The organism is Microbacterium azadirachtae (assembly GCF_000956505.1).
GTDB classification, from domain to species: domain Bacteria; phylum Actinomycetota; class Actinomycetes; order Actinomycetales; family Microbacteriaceae; genus Microbacterium; species Microbacterium azadirachtae_A.
In genome coordinates this window covers 23,982-39,179 of record NZ_JYIX01000033.1, presented here as the reverse complement: position 1 = coordinate 39,179, position 15,198 = coordinate 23,982, and the positions used below count along the sequence as shown (strand labels likewise).

The 15,198-nt window shown below is 68.9% G+C and carries 13 protein-coding genes; 9 read left to right on the top strand and 4 right to left on the bottom strand.

What is annotated here, in order from left to right:
* Window positions 1-85 precede the first annotated feature (85 nt).
* A complete protein-coding gene (locus RS86_RS08180; RefSeq protein WP_235281697.1) occupies window positions 86-1,237 on the top strand; it encodes an AAA family ATPase in 1,152 nt (383 codons plus the stop codon).
* Window positions 1,234-1,830 carry a hypothetical protein gene (locus tag RS86_RS20375; RefSeq protein WP_152642120.1) on the top strand — a complete coding sequence of 199 codons (597 nt, stop codon included), beginning with the start codon at window positions 1,234-1,236 and terminating at the stop codon, window positions 1,828-1,830. The genes RS86_RS08180 and RS86_RS20375 overlap by 4 nt, the downstream gene beginning before the upstream one ends.
* A gap of 25 nt (window positions 1,831-1,855) precedes the next feature.
* Here RS86_RS20375 and RS86_RS08175 read toward each other — a convergent pair whose 3' ends face one another.
* Window positions 1,856-2,548, bottom strand: coding sequence for a GTP pyrophosphokinase (locus RS86_RS08175; protein WP_045271749.1), 693 nt, complete (start codon window positions 2,546-2,548; stop codon window positions 1,856-1,858).
* Window positions 2,549-2,759: 211 nt separating this feature from the next.
* Between RS86_RS08175 and RS86_RS08170 the strand changes: the two genes are divergently transcribed.
* From RS86_RS08170 to RS86_RS08160, 3 genes are all read left to right on the top strand, one after another.
* Entirely contained in the window at window positions 2,760-4,841 is a 2,082-nt protein-coding gene (locus RS86_RS08170; protein WP_052680157.1) for an APC family permease, read from the top strand.
* 70 nt (window positions 4,842-4,911) lie between these two features.
* Window positions 4,912-6,210 carry a hypothetical protein gene (locus tag RS86_RS08165; RefSeq protein WP_045271748.1) on the top strand — a complete coding sequence of 433 codons (1,299 nt, stop codon included), beginning with the start codon at window positions 4,912-4,914 and terminating at the stop codon, window positions 6,208-6,210.
* Window positions 6,211-6,283: 73 nt separating this feature from the next.
* On the top strand, window positions 6,284-6,946 hold the full coding sequence (locus tag RS86_RS08160) for a DedA family protein (protein WP_045271867.1): 663 nt from the start codon (window positions 6,284-6,286) through the stop codon (window positions 6,944-6,946).
* On the opposite strand, the gene RS86_RS08155 is transcribed toward RS86_RS08160, so the two are convergent.
* The 3 genes from RS86_RS08155 to RS86_RS08145 are packed head-to-tail and all read right to left on the bottom strand — an operon-like array spanning window position 6,922 to window position 10,147.
* On the bottom strand, window positions 6,922-7,581 hold the full coding sequence (locus RS86_RS08155; RefSeq protein WP_045271747.1) for a response regulator transcription factor: 660 nt from the start codon (window positions 7,579-7,581) through the stop codon (window positions 6,922-6,924). The two genes, RS86_RS08160 and RS86_RS08155, sit on opposite strands and share 25 nt — an antisense overlap.
* Window positions 7,578-8,564 (bottom strand): sensor histidine kinase, encoded by a 987-nt coding sequence (locus tag RS86_RS08150; RefSeq protein ID WP_045271746.1) that lies wholly within the window; start codon window positions 8,562-8,564, stop codon window positions 7,578-7,580. Before RS86_RS08150 ends, RS86_RS08155 begins: the two co-directional genes overlap by 4 nt.
* Window positions 8,565-8,614: 50 nt before the next feature.
* Entirely contained in the window at window positions 8,615-10,147 is a 1,533-nt protein-coding gene (locus RS86_RS08145) for an HNH endonuclease signature motif containing protein (RefSeq protein WP_045271745.1), read from the bottom strand.
* 244 nt (window positions 10,148-10,391) lie between these two features.
* Between RS86_RS08145 and RS86_RS08140 the strand changes: the two genes are divergently transcribed.
* From RS86_RS08140 to kdpB, 4 genes are all read left to right on the top strand, one after another.
* On the top strand, window positions 10,392-11,027 hold the full coding sequence (locus RS86_RS08140; RefSeq protein WP_045271744.1) for a hypothetical protein: 636 nt from the start codon (window positions 10,392-10,394) through the stop codon (window positions 11,025-11,027).
* Window positions 11,028-11,225: 198 nt separating this feature from the next.
* On the top strand, window positions 11,226-11,315 hold the full coding sequence (locus tag RS86_RS20145; protein WP_082076673.1) for a potassium-transporting ATPase subunit F: 90 nt from the start codon (window positions 11,226-11,228) through the stop codon (window positions 11,313-11,315).
* The gene (kdpA, locus tag RS86_RS08135; RefSeq protein ID WP_045271743.1) at window positions 11,315-13,000 is read left to right on the top strand and encodes a potassium-transporting ATPase subunit KdpA; all 1,686 of its coding nucleotides are present in this window, start codon (window positions 11,315-11,317) and stop codon (window positions 12,998-13,000) included. The genes RS86_RS20145 and kdpA overlap by 1 nt, the downstream gene beginning before the upstream one ends.
* Entirely contained in the window at window positions 12,997-15,177 is a 2,181-nt protein-coding gene (kdpB, locus tag RS86_RS08130; protein ID WP_082076672.1) for a potassium-transporting ATPase subunit KdpB, read from the top strand. Before kdpA ends, kdpB begins: the two co-directional genes overlap by 4 nt.
* The last annotated feature ends 21 nt before the right edge of the window (window positions 15,178-15,198 follow it).

The following is a 15,198-nucleotide window of genomic DNA, read 5'->3' as shown; positions in this document are numbered from 1 at the left end:
GCACCCGCTACTTACAACGTCCGTGCTCACAAGGCATACGCTGTGAAGGACCCTCGAGGACGGAGCTGCGATGCGAATCACACATGTGACGGCCAGCAACTGGCGAAATTTCAAGTCGCTCGACTTCGAGATCCAGAACAGACTCTTCATCGTGGGGCCAAACGCGTCGGGCAAATCGAACCTGCTCGATCTGTTCCGCTTCCTTGGCGACATAGCCGCGTCGGGCGGAGGCCTTGCCTCTGCTATCGAGCGACGCGGAGGACTAAGCAAGGCGCGCAGCCTCTTTGCGCGGAACCATCAAGGCGGTCGACTCATTCTCGATCTCGCCTTGACTGACGGAGACGCTCAGTGGCGCTACCGACTCGCGATCCGCGGGGAAAAGGGCGGTCGTAACCGTCCGATCGTTGACGAGGAGCGGGTCGAACTCAACGGCACGGTGTTGCTGGAGCGTCCAAACCAGCAGGACAAAGTTGACGCAGCTTTGCTCACGCAGACTCACCTCGAGCAGATCGCGGCAAATCAAAAGTTCCGCCCGCTGGCCGACTACTTCGCTAAGGTGCAGTACTTCCATCTGGTCCCCCAGATCATTCGCGACCCGGCCCGCGTCAACCTCTCGTCGGGAGACCCTTACGGATCCGACTTCATCGCGCAGATGAACGCGGTCTCAGGCGGCACGCGCAATGCATGGTTGCGACGGATGGAAACAGCATTGCAGGCCGCGGTTCCGGAGTTCCAGTCCCTCAGGCTTGAGGTGGACCCTGCGGGAAGACCGCACCTCATCGCGGGCTACCAGAACTGGAGAGAAAAGCCTGCACGACAGAGCGAGGCCGACTTCTCCGACGGAACGCTGAGGCTGATTGGCCTGCTGTGGACTCTCATTAGTGCGCCTGCAAACGGCGGTGTCCTCCTTCTTGAAGAGCCAGAACTCTCGCTCAACTCTGCGATAGTTCGCACCCTGCCCACGGTTCTCGCCGCCGCACAGCGAGATCGCGCAATGCAGGTACTCCTCTCCACCCACGCGCCCGAGATCCTCGACGATGAAGGCGTCAGGGCGGCAGAGGTGCTCGTCCTTCGGGTAACTGGTGACGGCACCGTTGCGCAAGTGCTCTCTGATATCGACGAGGTACGCGGAGAGCTCGAAGCCGAACTCCCGTTGTCCGACATCGTCGATGGACTCATCGCACCAGGGGATTTGGGAGGCCTCATCGCGGCCAGCCAGGGGAGAAGACGTCGGTGATCAACATCGCTGTCGAAGGGGAGTCGGATCGAGAAGTCGCAAAGGCCGTCGTACGGGCGGCTGGGCACGTCGTCAACAAGATCGTGGTCGCTGGCGGCAAAACCAGACTCGACCCGCGAATCCCGAACTACAACCGGGCGGCGACCCAGCAACCCTGGGTCGTCTTCCGTGATTCGGATGCGCAGTGCCCAGTGAGTCTTCGAGCCTCGCTGACAGCAGGCATCACGAAATGGCACCCGAACTTCAGCCTGCGCATCGCTCATTCCATGTCGGAGGCATGGTTGCTCGCGGATCCCGCAGCGTTCTCTGAGTTCTTCAGCGTGCCGCAGAACCGCATCCCCTCGGACCCCGAATCCTTGCTGCACGCAAAGCGCACTGTGCTCGATTTGTGCGTTCGGTCGCGATCGCGAGCTGTCCAACGAGACATGACCGCGCCCGGCAACGCAACCGGTCCGCTATACGTGGCTCGGATCAACGAATTCGCTTCCTCCACCTGGCGACCTATTGTGGCGTCGGATCTCAGCAACAGTCTTCGGCGCACCATCGATCGCATCCGTGAACTTCCCGATCCAGCCTCGGAGTTGGCGTCATAGACACTTCCTCCAGCTCAATCCGCGCTCAGACGTCGACGCGCACGGGCGGCAGTGCGGCGAGCGGAGCGTGCGCCTCGTGGTGCAGGCGCTCCATGCGCTCGTCGAGCTCGCTCGCGGCGTCGGCCGCGGCGGTGAGGTCGTCCACGAGGTGCGCGGGCACCTGGCCCTGGAACTTGTAGTGGATCTTGTGCTCGAGGCTCGCCCAGAAGTCCATCGCGATCGTGCGGAACTGCACCTCGACGGGAACCATGATCGGACCCGAGGAGAGGAACACCGGCACCTCGAGGATCGCGTGCAGGCTGCGGTAGCCGTTGGCCTTCGGCGTCGCGATGTAGTCCTTCACGATGCGCACGGTGATGTCGTCCTGTGCGGCGAGCAGATCGAACAGCCGGTACACGTCGGCGACGAAGCTGCACGTCACGCGCACGCCGGCGATGTCGGTGATGTTCGCGCGGATCGTGTCGAAGTCGGGCTCGATCCCCCGGCGGGCCACCTTCTCCACGATGCTGTCGGGCGTCTTGACCCGGCTCTTCACGTGCTCGATCGGGTTGTAGGAGTGGTGGTGCGTGAACTCGTCGCGCAGGATCGAGATCTTCGTCTCGATCTCGCGCATCCCGAACTCGTACTCGTGCAGGAACCGCTGGAACTCGTCGCGCAGCTCGCGCGCCTCGGACAGGGTCTGGTTCAGCGCATCGTCGTCCAGGGGGGCCATGCTCATGTCTGCGACGCTACGCAAAAGGAGTTCGGATCTCCTGTGTGTTCGTTCTGAGCGGACCAACGAGTCGCCGAGAGAGCGCTCTCCGACCCCTCGCATGTACCCGCTCCGGACACACCCGGGGCCCGCCGACGGCAAAGAGTGATGGAACAGTGATGCAACAACCCGCGCGCGAAATTGCATCCGCCCCGTTCCAGGCGTAATTTAGCCGCTCGTGGCCAATGACAGCCGTGAGAGCGCCGACGCCCCGCAGGTAGCCAAACGCATCCTGCTCGGGGAGCCGCTCAGCACAGAGAAGGCGAACGAACAGCTCCTCCCGAAACGGATGGCGCTGCCGATCTTCGCATCCGACGCACTTTCCTCCGTGGCCTACGGCCCGCAGGAGATGCTGATGACCCTCGGGCTCGGCGGTCTGGCGTTCCTCGCCTTCGCGCCATGGGTCGCCGCGGCCGTCGTCCTGCTGCTGATCGTGATCGTGCTGAGCTACCGCAAGCTCATCCAGGCGTACCCCTCGGGCGGCGGCGATTACGAGGTCGCCTCGAAGAACCTCGGCGAGATCCCCGGCGTCGTCGTGGCTGCTGCCCTCCTCGTCGACTACATCCTCACGGTGTCCGTGTCGATCGCCTCCGGCGTGGACAACATCATCTCCGCGGTCCCGCAGCTCGACCCCTGGCGTGTCGAGCTCGCGGTCGGCTTCGTGATCCTCATCGTGGTCGTGAACCTGCGCGGCGTGCGCGAGGCGTCCACCTTCTTCGCGATCCCGACGTACGTCTTCGTCGGATCCGTCGCGGTCATGATCGTCACGGGCCTGGTGCGCACCTTCCTCGGCGACGCCCCGATCGCCGAGAGCGCGCAGTACACGATGCACGGCGACCAGCTCGCGAACGCGGCGGTCATCCTGCTCGTGCTGCGCGCGTTCTCCAGCGGCTGTTCCGCCCTGACCGGCGTCGAGGCCGTCTCGAACGGCGTGCAGGCGTTCCGGATCCCGAAGATCCGCAACGCGCAGGCGACGCTCGCGATGATGGGCGGGATCGCGATCCTGCTGTTCACCGGCCTCACCGCGCTCGGGCTGATCACCCAGGTGCACTACGCGGAGAACCCGTGCCGCGACCTGGTCGGCTTCAACTGCGCGCTCCCCCAGCAGTCGCTCATGGCGCAGATCGCCTCCGCGGTGTTCGGCGGCGGATCCCTGCCGTTCTTCATCATCCAGGCCGCGACCGCCTGCGTGCTGCTCCTCGCCGCCAACACCGCCTTCAACGGCTTCCCGCTGCTCGGCGCCGTGCTCGCGCGCGACGGCTACGCGCCCAAGGCGCTGAACACCCGCGGCGACCGCCTCGTGTTCTCGAACGGCATGATCCTGCTCGGCATCGCCGCGATCGGCGTGCTGGTGCTGTTCCAGGCGAACCTCACGAACCTGATCCAGCTCTACATCATCGGCGTCTTCGTGTCGTTCTCGCTCGGCCAGGTCGGCATGGTGCGGCATTGGCGGCGCCTGCTGGCCGGGACCAAGGCCCTGAGCGTGAAGGAGGCGCAACCCGTGCGCCGCACGGCCTACACGGGCCTGGCGATCAACTCCCTCGGCGCATCCATGACGATCGCGGTGCTCGTGATCGTCACGGTCACCAAGTTCACGCACGGCGCATGGATGGTCTTCATCGCGATCCCCATCCTCGCGCTGCTCATGATGGGCGTGAAGCGCTACTACCGCGATGTCGAGCACGAGATCTCGATCGACGACACGACCCACTTCGGATCCGAGGGCGACGTCGCGATCATCCTCGTCAACAGGCTGCAGAAGCCGGTGATCAAGGCGATCGACTACGCGATCGCCGCCAAGCACCAGAAGACGATCGCCCTGCACGTCGCCGCCAACCCGGAGGACGGCGTGCAGCTGCAGAAGGACTGGCAGCAGCACCGGATCCCGATCCCCCTCGTGATCGTGGAGTCGCCCTTCCGCCACTACGCGGCGCCGGTCGAGGCCTACATCAGCAAGTACCGGCAGAAGCACGGCCCCGCGGTGGTCACCGTGTACCTGCCGCAGTACATCGTCGGGCACTGGTGGGAATCGATCCTGCACAACCGCCGCGCGCGCCGCGTGGCCAACCAGCTGATGATGGTGCACGGCGTCACGATCACGCTCGTGCCGTGGCTGCTCGACTCCTCCGAGCTCATCTACGGACGCCGCTCCCGCCCCGTGCCCGGTCAGCAGCGCGCCGGCCGCCCGCTCTACGGCGACGCGAACGCCCAGCCCGGCCGCCGGGTGCAGCGCCCCGCCGGCCCGCCCGAGAAGGGCTGAACCCACTCGTCCGTCCCGTTTCACCGGGATACTTGGCGGGTCCTTGGTGACGCGTACCTAGCGTCGAAGCATGACGACGACGAGTACGGCGACCGCGGCCCGCGCGGCGACCGCGGGCCGGCTGCTGAACAAGGTCCCCGAGGTCACGATCTGGTTCTGGATCATCAAGATCCTCTGCACCACGGTCGGCGAGAGCTTCGCGGACTGGATCAACCTCACGCTCGGCGTCGGGCTCACGAACACGGCCTGGATCTTCACCGGGGTGCTCGCCGTCGTGCTGGCCGTGCAGGTGAGCCTCCGGCGCTACTCGCCGTTCCCGTACTGGCTGACCGTCGTGGTCGTGTCGATCACCGGCACGCTCTACACGGACATCCTCACCGACCAGCTCAATGTGCCGCTGTGGATCTCGTCGGCGGTGTTCGCCGGGCTGCTCGCGGTGGTGTTCTGGATCTGGTGGGCGCGCGAGCGTACGCTGTCGATCCACGCGATCGACAGCCGCCCGCGCGAGGGCTTCTACTGGCTCACCGTGCTCGTCACGTTCGCCCTCGGCACCGCGACCGGGGACTTGACGCTGGAGCTGACCGGCTGGAGCCCCGGCGTCGCCGTGCTGCTGCCGCTCGGACTGATCCTCGCGATCACCGCCCTGTGGCGCGGCGGTGCGAATCCGGTGCTCTCGTTCTGGCTGGCCTACATCCTCACCCGGCCGCTCGGCGCCAACATCGGCGACTTCCTCGGATCCCCGGCACAGCCCGCGAATCCGGGCGACCCCGCCGGCCTGGGTCTCGGCACCTTCGCGACCAGCATGATCTTCCTCGGCCTGATCCTGGCCACGGTGATCTATCTCGCCATCAGCCGCCGCGACGTCGTGGAGACCTACGACGCCACGCATGCGTCCAGGGTCATCACGAGCCCCGGCCGCGAGCGGGCAGGTCTCATCGGGTTCATCGTCCTCGGCGTCGTGACGGCGACGATCCTGACCGTCGCCGCCCTCCTGCCGCACCAGACCGCGGCCGCACAGGACGACGGCGCGTCCAACGGACCGGTCGCGCAGCTCACCCCGCAGCAGGTCACCGCGCACCTGCCGAAGGACGCCGTCGCGAAGTACGTCACCCTCGCGCAGACCGCCGTGCAGCAGGACAAGAGCGGCGACACGACCGGATCCCACGCGACCGTGCAGAAGATGCGCGACGCCTGGGACGCCGACCAGAGCACGCTGCAGGCCGCCGATTCCACGGCGTGGACCTTCCTCGACCACGAGATGGATGCCGTGCTGCAGGCGTATGCGATCGACCACCCCGGTGTGAAGGCGGCCGCCCCCGCCGCCCAGGAGACCGAGCTCGCCGTGCTGCTGAAGGATCTCGGCGCCTGAGCCGGAGGACGACACCGTGCACCTTCTCGCCTCCGTCCTGGCCCCGGCAGACCTCCTCCCCGATGCCTCCTCGATGCTGCACGCCTTCGGCCCGTGGGTCCTCGCGGGGGTCGCGCTGCTGATCTTCATCGAATCCGGGGTGCTGTTCCCGTTCCTCCCCGGCGACTCCCTGCTCGTCACGGCGGCGATCCTGGCGGGCCCCCTCGGAATCCAGCCGTGGCAGGTGATCCTGGTCGGCGTCCCGGCGGCCGTGCTCGGCGACCAGGTCGGGTACGTCCTCGGCAAACGCTACGGCCGACGGCTGTTCCGCGACGACGCCCGCGTGCTGCGCACTTCCCGTCTGGTGGAGACCGAGCGCTTCTTCGAGCGCTACGGCACGCTGTCCCTCGTGCTCGGCCGGTTCGTCCCGATCGTGCGGACCTACGTGCCGCTCGTCGCCGGAACCGCGCGCCTGCCGTATCGCCGGTTCCTGCCCTGGAACGCGATCGGCGCGGTGGCGTGGGTGTGCGGGATGACGGCGATCGGACTGCTGCTCGGCGGGATCCCCGGCATCGTCGACAACATCGACCTGCTCATGATCGCGATCATCGTCGTCTCCGTGGCCCCCGTAGCGATCGGCGGGGTGCGCGGAATGATCCGCGCCCGCCGTCAGCGCGAGGACGCGGCGCTCGCGTCGGATCCGGACCGCGCGCAGACGGCGGCGGATCCGGATCAGGCCGGAGTGCCCAGCCGATAGCCGGATCCGCGGACCGTCTGGATGAGGTCCCGATCCGTCTTGCGGCGGAGGTAGTGCACGTAGGTCTCGACCGTGATCGGGCTCTCCCCGCGCGCGAACACCGCCTCGAGCAGGTACTCGCGGGAGAAGGTGCGCTCCGGCTCGGCGGCGAGCACGGCCAGGAACGCCGATTCGGCCTCGGTGAGCAGGATCCGGCCGGCGTACGGCGAATCGATGCTGTGGTCGTCGGGGTGGAACGTCCAGCTGCCGATCACGATGCCCGCGACGGGCACCGCGTAGTCGCGCGTGAGGGCGCGCAGGCGGGCGCTCAGCTCTTCGAACTCGAACGGCTTCACCAGATAGTCGTTGGCGCCGGCGTCGAGCCCCTCGACCCGGTCGCGCAGTTCGCCGAGCGCCGTGAGCATGAGGATCGGAGTGCCCACCCGGCGCCGGCGCAGCTCGCGCACCAGCTCCTCGCCGCTCATGCCGGGCAGCCGCCGGTCCACGACGATCGCGTCGAAGCCGTGCGCCAGCACGGCCTCCAGACCCTGCTCCGCCGACTCGCACAGCCGCACCGACCATCCGGTCGACAGCACGTCGCGCATGATCGGGCCAAGGCGGGGGTCGTCCTCGACGATCAGCAGCCGGCCGCTCATCGATCCGCTCCCTCATCGGCGAACGGGATCACGAGCTCGAACACCGTGCCCGCGGGGCCGGTCCGCGCCACGCGCACCGCGCCGCCGTGGCGCTCGGTGAGCTCGGCGACGAGGGCGAGGCCGATGCCGAACCGGGTGCGGGATCCGCCCGCTCCAGGGATGCCTCCTGCGGGCACTCCGTGCGCGAAGCGGTCGAACACCCTGGCCGGATCGATCCCGGTGATCCCGGATCCGCTGTCGGCGACGGCGATGCGGGCGACGGCGCGCTCGGCGACGGCCGTGACGGACACGGTGCTTCCGGCCGGCGCATGGTCGATGGCGTTGTCGATCAGCGCGACCAGGCAGCGTCGCAGGTCGGCGGCGGGGAGCGCGACCTCCCGAGGCACAGGCGACGTGGCGATCCGCACCCCGCGGCCCTCCGCGAGCAACGTCATGTCCGCGGCCGCCGCGGTCATGACCTCGGCGAGCGCGCACCGTCCGCGCTGCGGCGCCGCGCCGGTCGCCGCGGCGAGCATGTCGTCGACGATCCCGGACATGATCCCGGCGTCCTCGCGCAGCGCGCCGACGACCTCGCGCCGCGGGTCGTCCGCGGGAGTGAGCAGCGCGAGCTGCTGCAGGCGCGCGTTGAGCACAGCGAGGGGCGTGCGCAGCTCGTGACTCGCATCGGCGACGAAGCGCTGCTGGATCCGTGCGGCCTCTTCGAGGGGACGCACCGCCCGCCGGGCGATGAGCCACGCGGCGGCGCCGGCGCACACGATCGCCCCGAGTCCGACCACGACCCCGCCGAGCACCAGATCCGCCGGATCCAGGAACACGCGCACGGAACCCGGCTCCGGCGGGCCGTTCACCTCGGCCGGACGGGTCTGCCAGAACATGTACGCGAGGGCGAGGCCTGCACCCAGCAGCACCAGCGCGGCGCACACCGCCGCGACCTGCCAGCCGATCGCCCTGCTCGAGCGTCGATACTCCGCCTGCGTCTCCACGCTCCCATCCTCGCGCCTGGGACGTGAGAATCGGCCTTCCGCGCTGGTCGTCATCCGGGTGGTGCGAGGGCGTGGGTGGGGGTGCGGATGTTTCGGGGCGTGCCGTGGCGGGTGCGGGGCCGGTGCCAGCCACGGTAGGGGTCCCACCAGTGCGGGCCTCGGATCTCAGGGACCCCGTGGCGCATGCGGACCTGCCAGCCCGAAGTCTCCAGGGTGCGGTGATGATGCCAGCACAGCGCGACACCGTTGCTCGTGTGCGTGGGACCCCCGGTGGCGTGTTCCTGGACGTGGTGGATCTCGCACCAGGTCGCGGGCACGTGGCAGCCGGGGATCACGCACTCCCGGTCGCGGAGGACGATCGCACGGCGCTGCACCGCGGTGAAGATGCGCGCGGTCGTGCCGATCGAGACGATCTGCCCCCGCTCGTCGAACAGCACCCGCTGGATCCCACCCGCACACGCCGTGTGCCGGGCGACCGAGACCGGGACGTCCCAGCCGGTGCCCTCCAGGCGTGCCCGCCCGGTCCCATTGACGTAGTCCTCCGCGGTGACGGAGACGACCAGGGTCGGTGCGGCGCCACCGAGCTGGGGCATGCCTGCGGACGCGGCGGCCGCGTGCAGGATCATCGCGAGGTTGTCGTGGTTCCGCTGCGCGGGAGTGCGGGCCTCGTCCGGAACGGGCAGCCCGTCTACTGTGTCGGGACCCGCATCCACACCGTCACCAGGCCCGTCTGGCACGGTGTCGTCGGCACGGAAGCCGACCGGCCCATGCCCCGATCCCGACGATGGTGCCGCCAGCGACGGCGATCCGGTCGCCGCCGGATTGTTGAGCGCATCGTTCAGGCGCTGCAACTGCGCGGCGACCTCGGGCAGCAACCCACCACGGATCGGGACGACTCCGTCGCGGAGCGACCCGAACGTAACGCCCCTGTTCCGCTCCCCCGCCTGATCCTCCGGCTTCGCCCCGTCCGGATCCAACCGCAGCATCAGCACCCGCGAGAAGTCCGCCAACTCATCCGTCGACGGACAGGGCCCGGGACGTCCCTGCTCATCCGGCAGATCCTCCCCCCGCGCGGTCGCGGCGAGCAACCCGTCCACGACCTCCCGCTCCTCGGCGCTGATCCGGTTCCCCGCCCGCTCCACCGGACCGATCGCCGAAAGCAACCCCGCCACCGACACCACCCCGTCCCGCAACACCTCCGCCATCGCCGGGAACACCGCCGGACCCAACCCGCCACTGGACAGGAACACCTCCCGGTGCGTGAAACCGGCCGCGCGCACGAACCCCCGCGCCGTCGGAACATCCGTCCGCAGCGCCCGCCGCAACAACTCCGTCACATCCCGGCACCCCGCCACCGCCGACACCCGCTCCTCCACGACCCGCCGATCCCGATCCGCGACCTGCCCCACCAACCCCGTCAGCACCGCATCCACCCGCCGCCGCACAGACCCGGCCACCACCAACGCCGACACCAACCCCGCCGCGTCCACCCCGTCGAACCCCGCACCCATCTCCACCGACGCGCACAACCCCGCCAGCAGGTCATCCACCTGCCGCAGAACCTCCGCCGGACTCGATCTCATACCCCCATCCAACCCGGGACCACCGACATTCGAACCCCCAGATCAGTCCATATTTCCGAACTGTGCAGAACTCCCCCGAAACGCAATTGTGGAGGACGAAACAACCACCACAGCACACCCCTCACACCGGCCCCGCGCACGGCCCACCCAAGGGCTGACCCGTCTCGGCCGGTCGGCCAGACCGTTCCCCAGCCGGGGCGAAGCGATGGCTGAATGAGTATTCAGTTCACGGTATCCTGCGTTCGTGGACGATGACACTGGGATCCTGATCTTCCTCGGCGTAGGCGTGCTGGTGCTCATCGGCATCATCGTGTTCGGCGTGCTGAGCACACGACGGAAGCGCGCCGCCACACGGCGCACCTTCACCGTGCGCCAGGCGTCGATCGGCGGCCAACCGTTCCTCGAGAGCTCCGACCTCGACGCCTCGGACAAGCGCCAGGAGGAGCTGTTCCGGGCCACCTATCTCGTCGGCGGCAGTCTCGTGCTGGCGTGGGCCGGGGCAGACGGCGACCGGATCGAGCAGGAGGTCCATGTCTCGCGGATCTCGCGGAGCCTCCGCGCCGGATGGCCGCAGGCGAAGCTCGGCCTCTCGGTCTACTTCCGGGAATGGGAGGGCAGCGAATTCCCCGCGCGCTTCACGGTGAAGGGGCGCGACAAGGTGGCGAGCGTCGAGCTCGACGCGACCGGCGTGCGTGCCGTCGACGCCGCCGGGAATCTCGTGTGGTCGACGCCGTGGGAGAGGCTGCTCGTCTCGAACGGAACCGACATCGTGCTCTCGGACGGTGCGGCGAAGACGATCCGGTTCGAGCCCCTGGCGGACGAGCTCGAGCTGGAGGAGATCCTCATCAAGTACGGCACGATGAAGCAGATGCACTTCTGACGCGTCCGACGCGGATCCTGCCCGCCGCGTGTGGGACCCGCATGGGTTCCCGGCGCAGGGCGTGAGCAAAGCGTGAGGAACCCCCGCTCGCGGTGACGGAACCGGTTCGATCGGATCCGTGCTCGACATCATCTACGCAGCCCTCATGCTCGCCGTGTTCGCCCTCGTCGCGCTGATCGCGAAGGGGGTGGAGAAGCTGTGATCGTCGTCGAGATCGTGGCCGCCGTCCTCGCCATCGCCGCGATCGGCTACCTGGTGATCGCCCTCGTCGCCCCGGAGAAGTTCTGATGGGCGCCGCGGACATCTGGCTCGGCGTGCTGCAGGCCGCCACCCTCATCGCCGTCCTCGTGCTGCTGTACCGCCCGCTCGGCGACTACATGGCACGCGTCTACACCGGAGCGAAGGATCTGCGCGTGGAGCGCGGCATCTATCGCCTGATCGGCGTGGACGCCTCCTCCGAGCAGACCTGGCGGGCCTACGCCCGCAGCGTGCTCGCCTTCTCCGTGGTCGGCCTGCTGCTGCTCTATCTGCTGCAGCGCGCGCAGCAGATCCTGCCGCTCTCGCTCGGGCTGCCCGCGGTGCCGGAGGGGCTGGCGTTCAACACGGCCGCGTCGTTCGTCGCCAACACCAACTGGCAGTCGTACTCGCCAGAGCAGACCATGGGCCACCTCGTGCAGCTCGCCGGCCTCGCCGTGCAGAACTTCACCTCGGCCGCAGTCGGGATCGCCGTCGCGATCGCCCTCGTGCGGGGCTTCGCCCGCCGCGGCAGCGCGACGATCGGCAACTTCTGGGTCGACCTCATCCGCGGCCTGATCCGGCTGCTGCTGCCCCTCGCGATCCTCTCGGCGCTCGCCCTCATCGCGGGAGGCGTGGCGCAGAACCTCTCCGGCTTCACCGACCTGCACACCGTCGCGGGCGCCGCGCAGTCGGTCCCCGGCGGGCCCGTCGCCTCGCAGGAGGCCATCAAGCTCCTCGGCACGAATGGCGGCGGCTTCTACAACGCCAACTCCGCGCACCCGTTCGAGAACCCGACCGCGTGGACCAACCTTCTCGAGATCCTGCTGATCCTGGCGATCCCCTTCGCGCTGCCCCGCACGTTCGGGCGGATCGTCGGCGACCACCGCCAGGGGTACGCGATCGCCGCCGTGATGGGCACGATCTTCCTGGCCTCCCTGATCGCGCTGAGCGCCTTCGAGGTGAACGGTCAGGGCGCCGCACCGCAGCTGGCGGGAGCCGCGATGGAGGGCAAGGAGCAGCGCTTCGGGATCCTCGGATCCACCCTCTTCGGCACCGCGTCCACGCTCACCTCCACCGGTGCCGTGAACTCGATGCACGACTCCTACACGGCCCTCGGCGGCATGATGCCGATGATCAACATGATGCTCGGCGAGGTCGCCCCGGGCGGCGTCGGGTCGGGCCTCTACGGCATGCTCATCCTCGCCGTGATCGCGGTGTTCGTGGGCGGGCTGCTGGTCGGCCGCACCCCCGAGTACCTCGGCAAGCGCCTCGGCCCGCGCGAGATCAAGCTCGCGAGCCTCTACATCCTGGTGACGCCGACCCTCGTGCTCGCCGGCACCGCACTGAGCTTCGCGATCCCGCCGATCCGCGCCGACGTCGAGAACACCTCGATCCTCAATCCCGGCCCGCACGGGCTCAGCGAGGTGCTGTACGCCTTCACGTCGGCGGCGAACAACAACGGATCCGCCTTCGCGGGCCTCACCGCGAACACCCCCTGGCTGAACACCGCCCTCGGCGTCGCGATGCTGCTCGGCAGGTTCGTCCCGATCGTGTTCGTCCTGGCGCTGGCCGGATCCCTCGCCCAGCAGCAGCGCGTGCCGGAGACGGCGGGAACGCTGCCCACGCACCGCCCGCAGTTCGTCGGGCTCCTCATCGCGGTCTCCGTCGTGGTCACCGCCCTCACCTACTTCCCCGTGCTCACGCTCGGGCCGCTCGCAGAAGGACTCGTCCGATGACCATCGTCGACACCCCGCTCACCCACCCGGCTCCGGAGCCGCACCCCGGGTCCGGATCCGGATCCCCGAAGCGCCCGCAGCGCGCGTTCGGCTGGTCGCAGCTCGTGCGGGCACTCCCTGGCGCTCTGCGCCGGCTCAACCCCGCGACGCTGCTGCGCAACCCCGTGATCCTGCTGGTCTGGGCCGGGGCCGCGCTCACCACGGTCCTGGCGATCGCCGAGCCATTCCTCGGATCCGGCGCCGCGGAGTCCGGCGGCACGCCGGTGCCGAACGGCTTCACCTGGTCGATCGCGGTCTGGCTGTGGCTCACCGTGCTGTTCGCGAACGTCGCGGAGTCGGTCGCCGAGGGCCGCGGCAAGGCGCAGGCCGCCACGCTGCGCAAGACGCGCACGAGCACCATGGCCCGCCGCGTCATGGGCTACGACGCCTCCTCCGATCCGTCGGCGGAGCGCGCGGCGACCGAGGAGGTCTCGTCCTCCGACCTGCGCCGCGACGACGTCGTGATCGTGGTCGCGGGCGAGCCGATCCCCGGCGACGGCGACATCATCGCCGGCATCGCGACCGTCGATGAGTCGGCGATCACCGGAGAGAGCGCCCCCGTGGTGCGCGAGTCGGGCGGCGACCGCAGCGCCGTGACCGGCGGCACCCGCGTGCTGTCGGACCGGATCGTGGTGCGGATCACCTCGAAGCCAGGCGAGACCTTCGTCGACCGCATGATCGCGCTCGTCGAGGGTGCCGACAGGCAGCGCACGCCCAACGAGATCGCGCTCAACATCCTGCTCGCGAGCCTGTCGATCGTCTTCCTCGTGGTCGTGCTCGCGCTCAACCCGATCGCGTCGTACTCCGCGTCCCCGGTGAGCATCCCGGTGCTGATCGCCCTGCTCGTGTGCCTCATCCCGACCACGATCGGCGCGCTGCTCTCGGCGATCGGCATCGCCGGCATGGACCGGCTCGTGCAGCGCAACGTGCTCGCGATGTCGGGCCGCGCGGTCGAGGCCGCAGGAGATGTCACCACGCTGCTGCTCGACAAGACCGGCACGATCACCTACGGCAACCGTCGCGCCACCGATGTGCTGCCGGTCGCCGGGGTCTTCGCGGAGGAGCTGCTGCATGCGGCGGCGCTCTCCTCGCTCGCCGACCCCACGCCGGAGGGCGCCTCGATCGTCGAGCTCGCCGCCGCTCGCGGCATCACGGCCACCGCCCCCCAGGGCGCGGAGACCGTGCCCTTCACGGCGCAGACGCGCATGAGCGGGGTGGATCTGGCCGACGGATCGCAGATCCGCAAGGGCGCAGGATCCGCGATCCGCGCCTGGATCGAGACGTCCGGATCCGACGCCGACGAGGCGGCCCGCGTCGCCGACGAGATCGCCGCCTCGGGCGGCACCCCGCTCGTGGTGGCCGTGGCAGGCCCCTCGACGGGCGCTGCGGCCGGGACCTCACGGATCCTCGGCGTCGTGCACCTCAAGGACGTCGTCAAGGAGGGGTTGTCGGAGCGGTTCCAGGAACTGCGCAGCATGGGGATCCGCACCGTGATGATCACGGGCGACAACCCGCTCACGGCGAAGGCGATCGCGGCCGAGGCCGGCGTGGACGACTACCTCGCCGAGGCCACCCCGGAGGACAAACTCGCCCTCATCCGCCGTGAACAGGAGGGCGGGCGCCTCGTCGCGATGACCGGAGACGGCACCAACGACGCCCCCGCGCTCGCGCAGGCCGATGTCGGCGTCGCGATGAACACCGGCACCTCGGCGGCCAAGGAGGCCGGGAACATGGTCGACCTCGACTCGGATCCGACCAAGCTCATCGACATCGTGCGCATCGGCAAGCAGTTGCTCATCACGCGCGGCGCGCTCACCACGTTCTCGCTCGCGAACGACATCGCGAAGTACTTCGCGATCATCCCGGCGATGTTCATGGGCGCGTTCCCGGGACTCGCAGCGCTCAACATCATGCAGCTGCACTCGCCGGCGTCCGCGGTCACGAGCGCGATCATCTTCAACGCGATCGTCATCGTCTTCCTGATCCCGCTGGCCCTGCGCGGCGTCAAGTACAGGCCGGCGAGCGCCTCGCAGATCCTGCAGCGGAACCTGCTGATCTACGGCGTGGGCGGCGTCATCGCCCCGTTCGTCGGCATCAAGCTCATCGACCTCGTCGTCGCCCTCATCCCCGGCTTCTGATCCACGCCCTTCCCCGAAAGG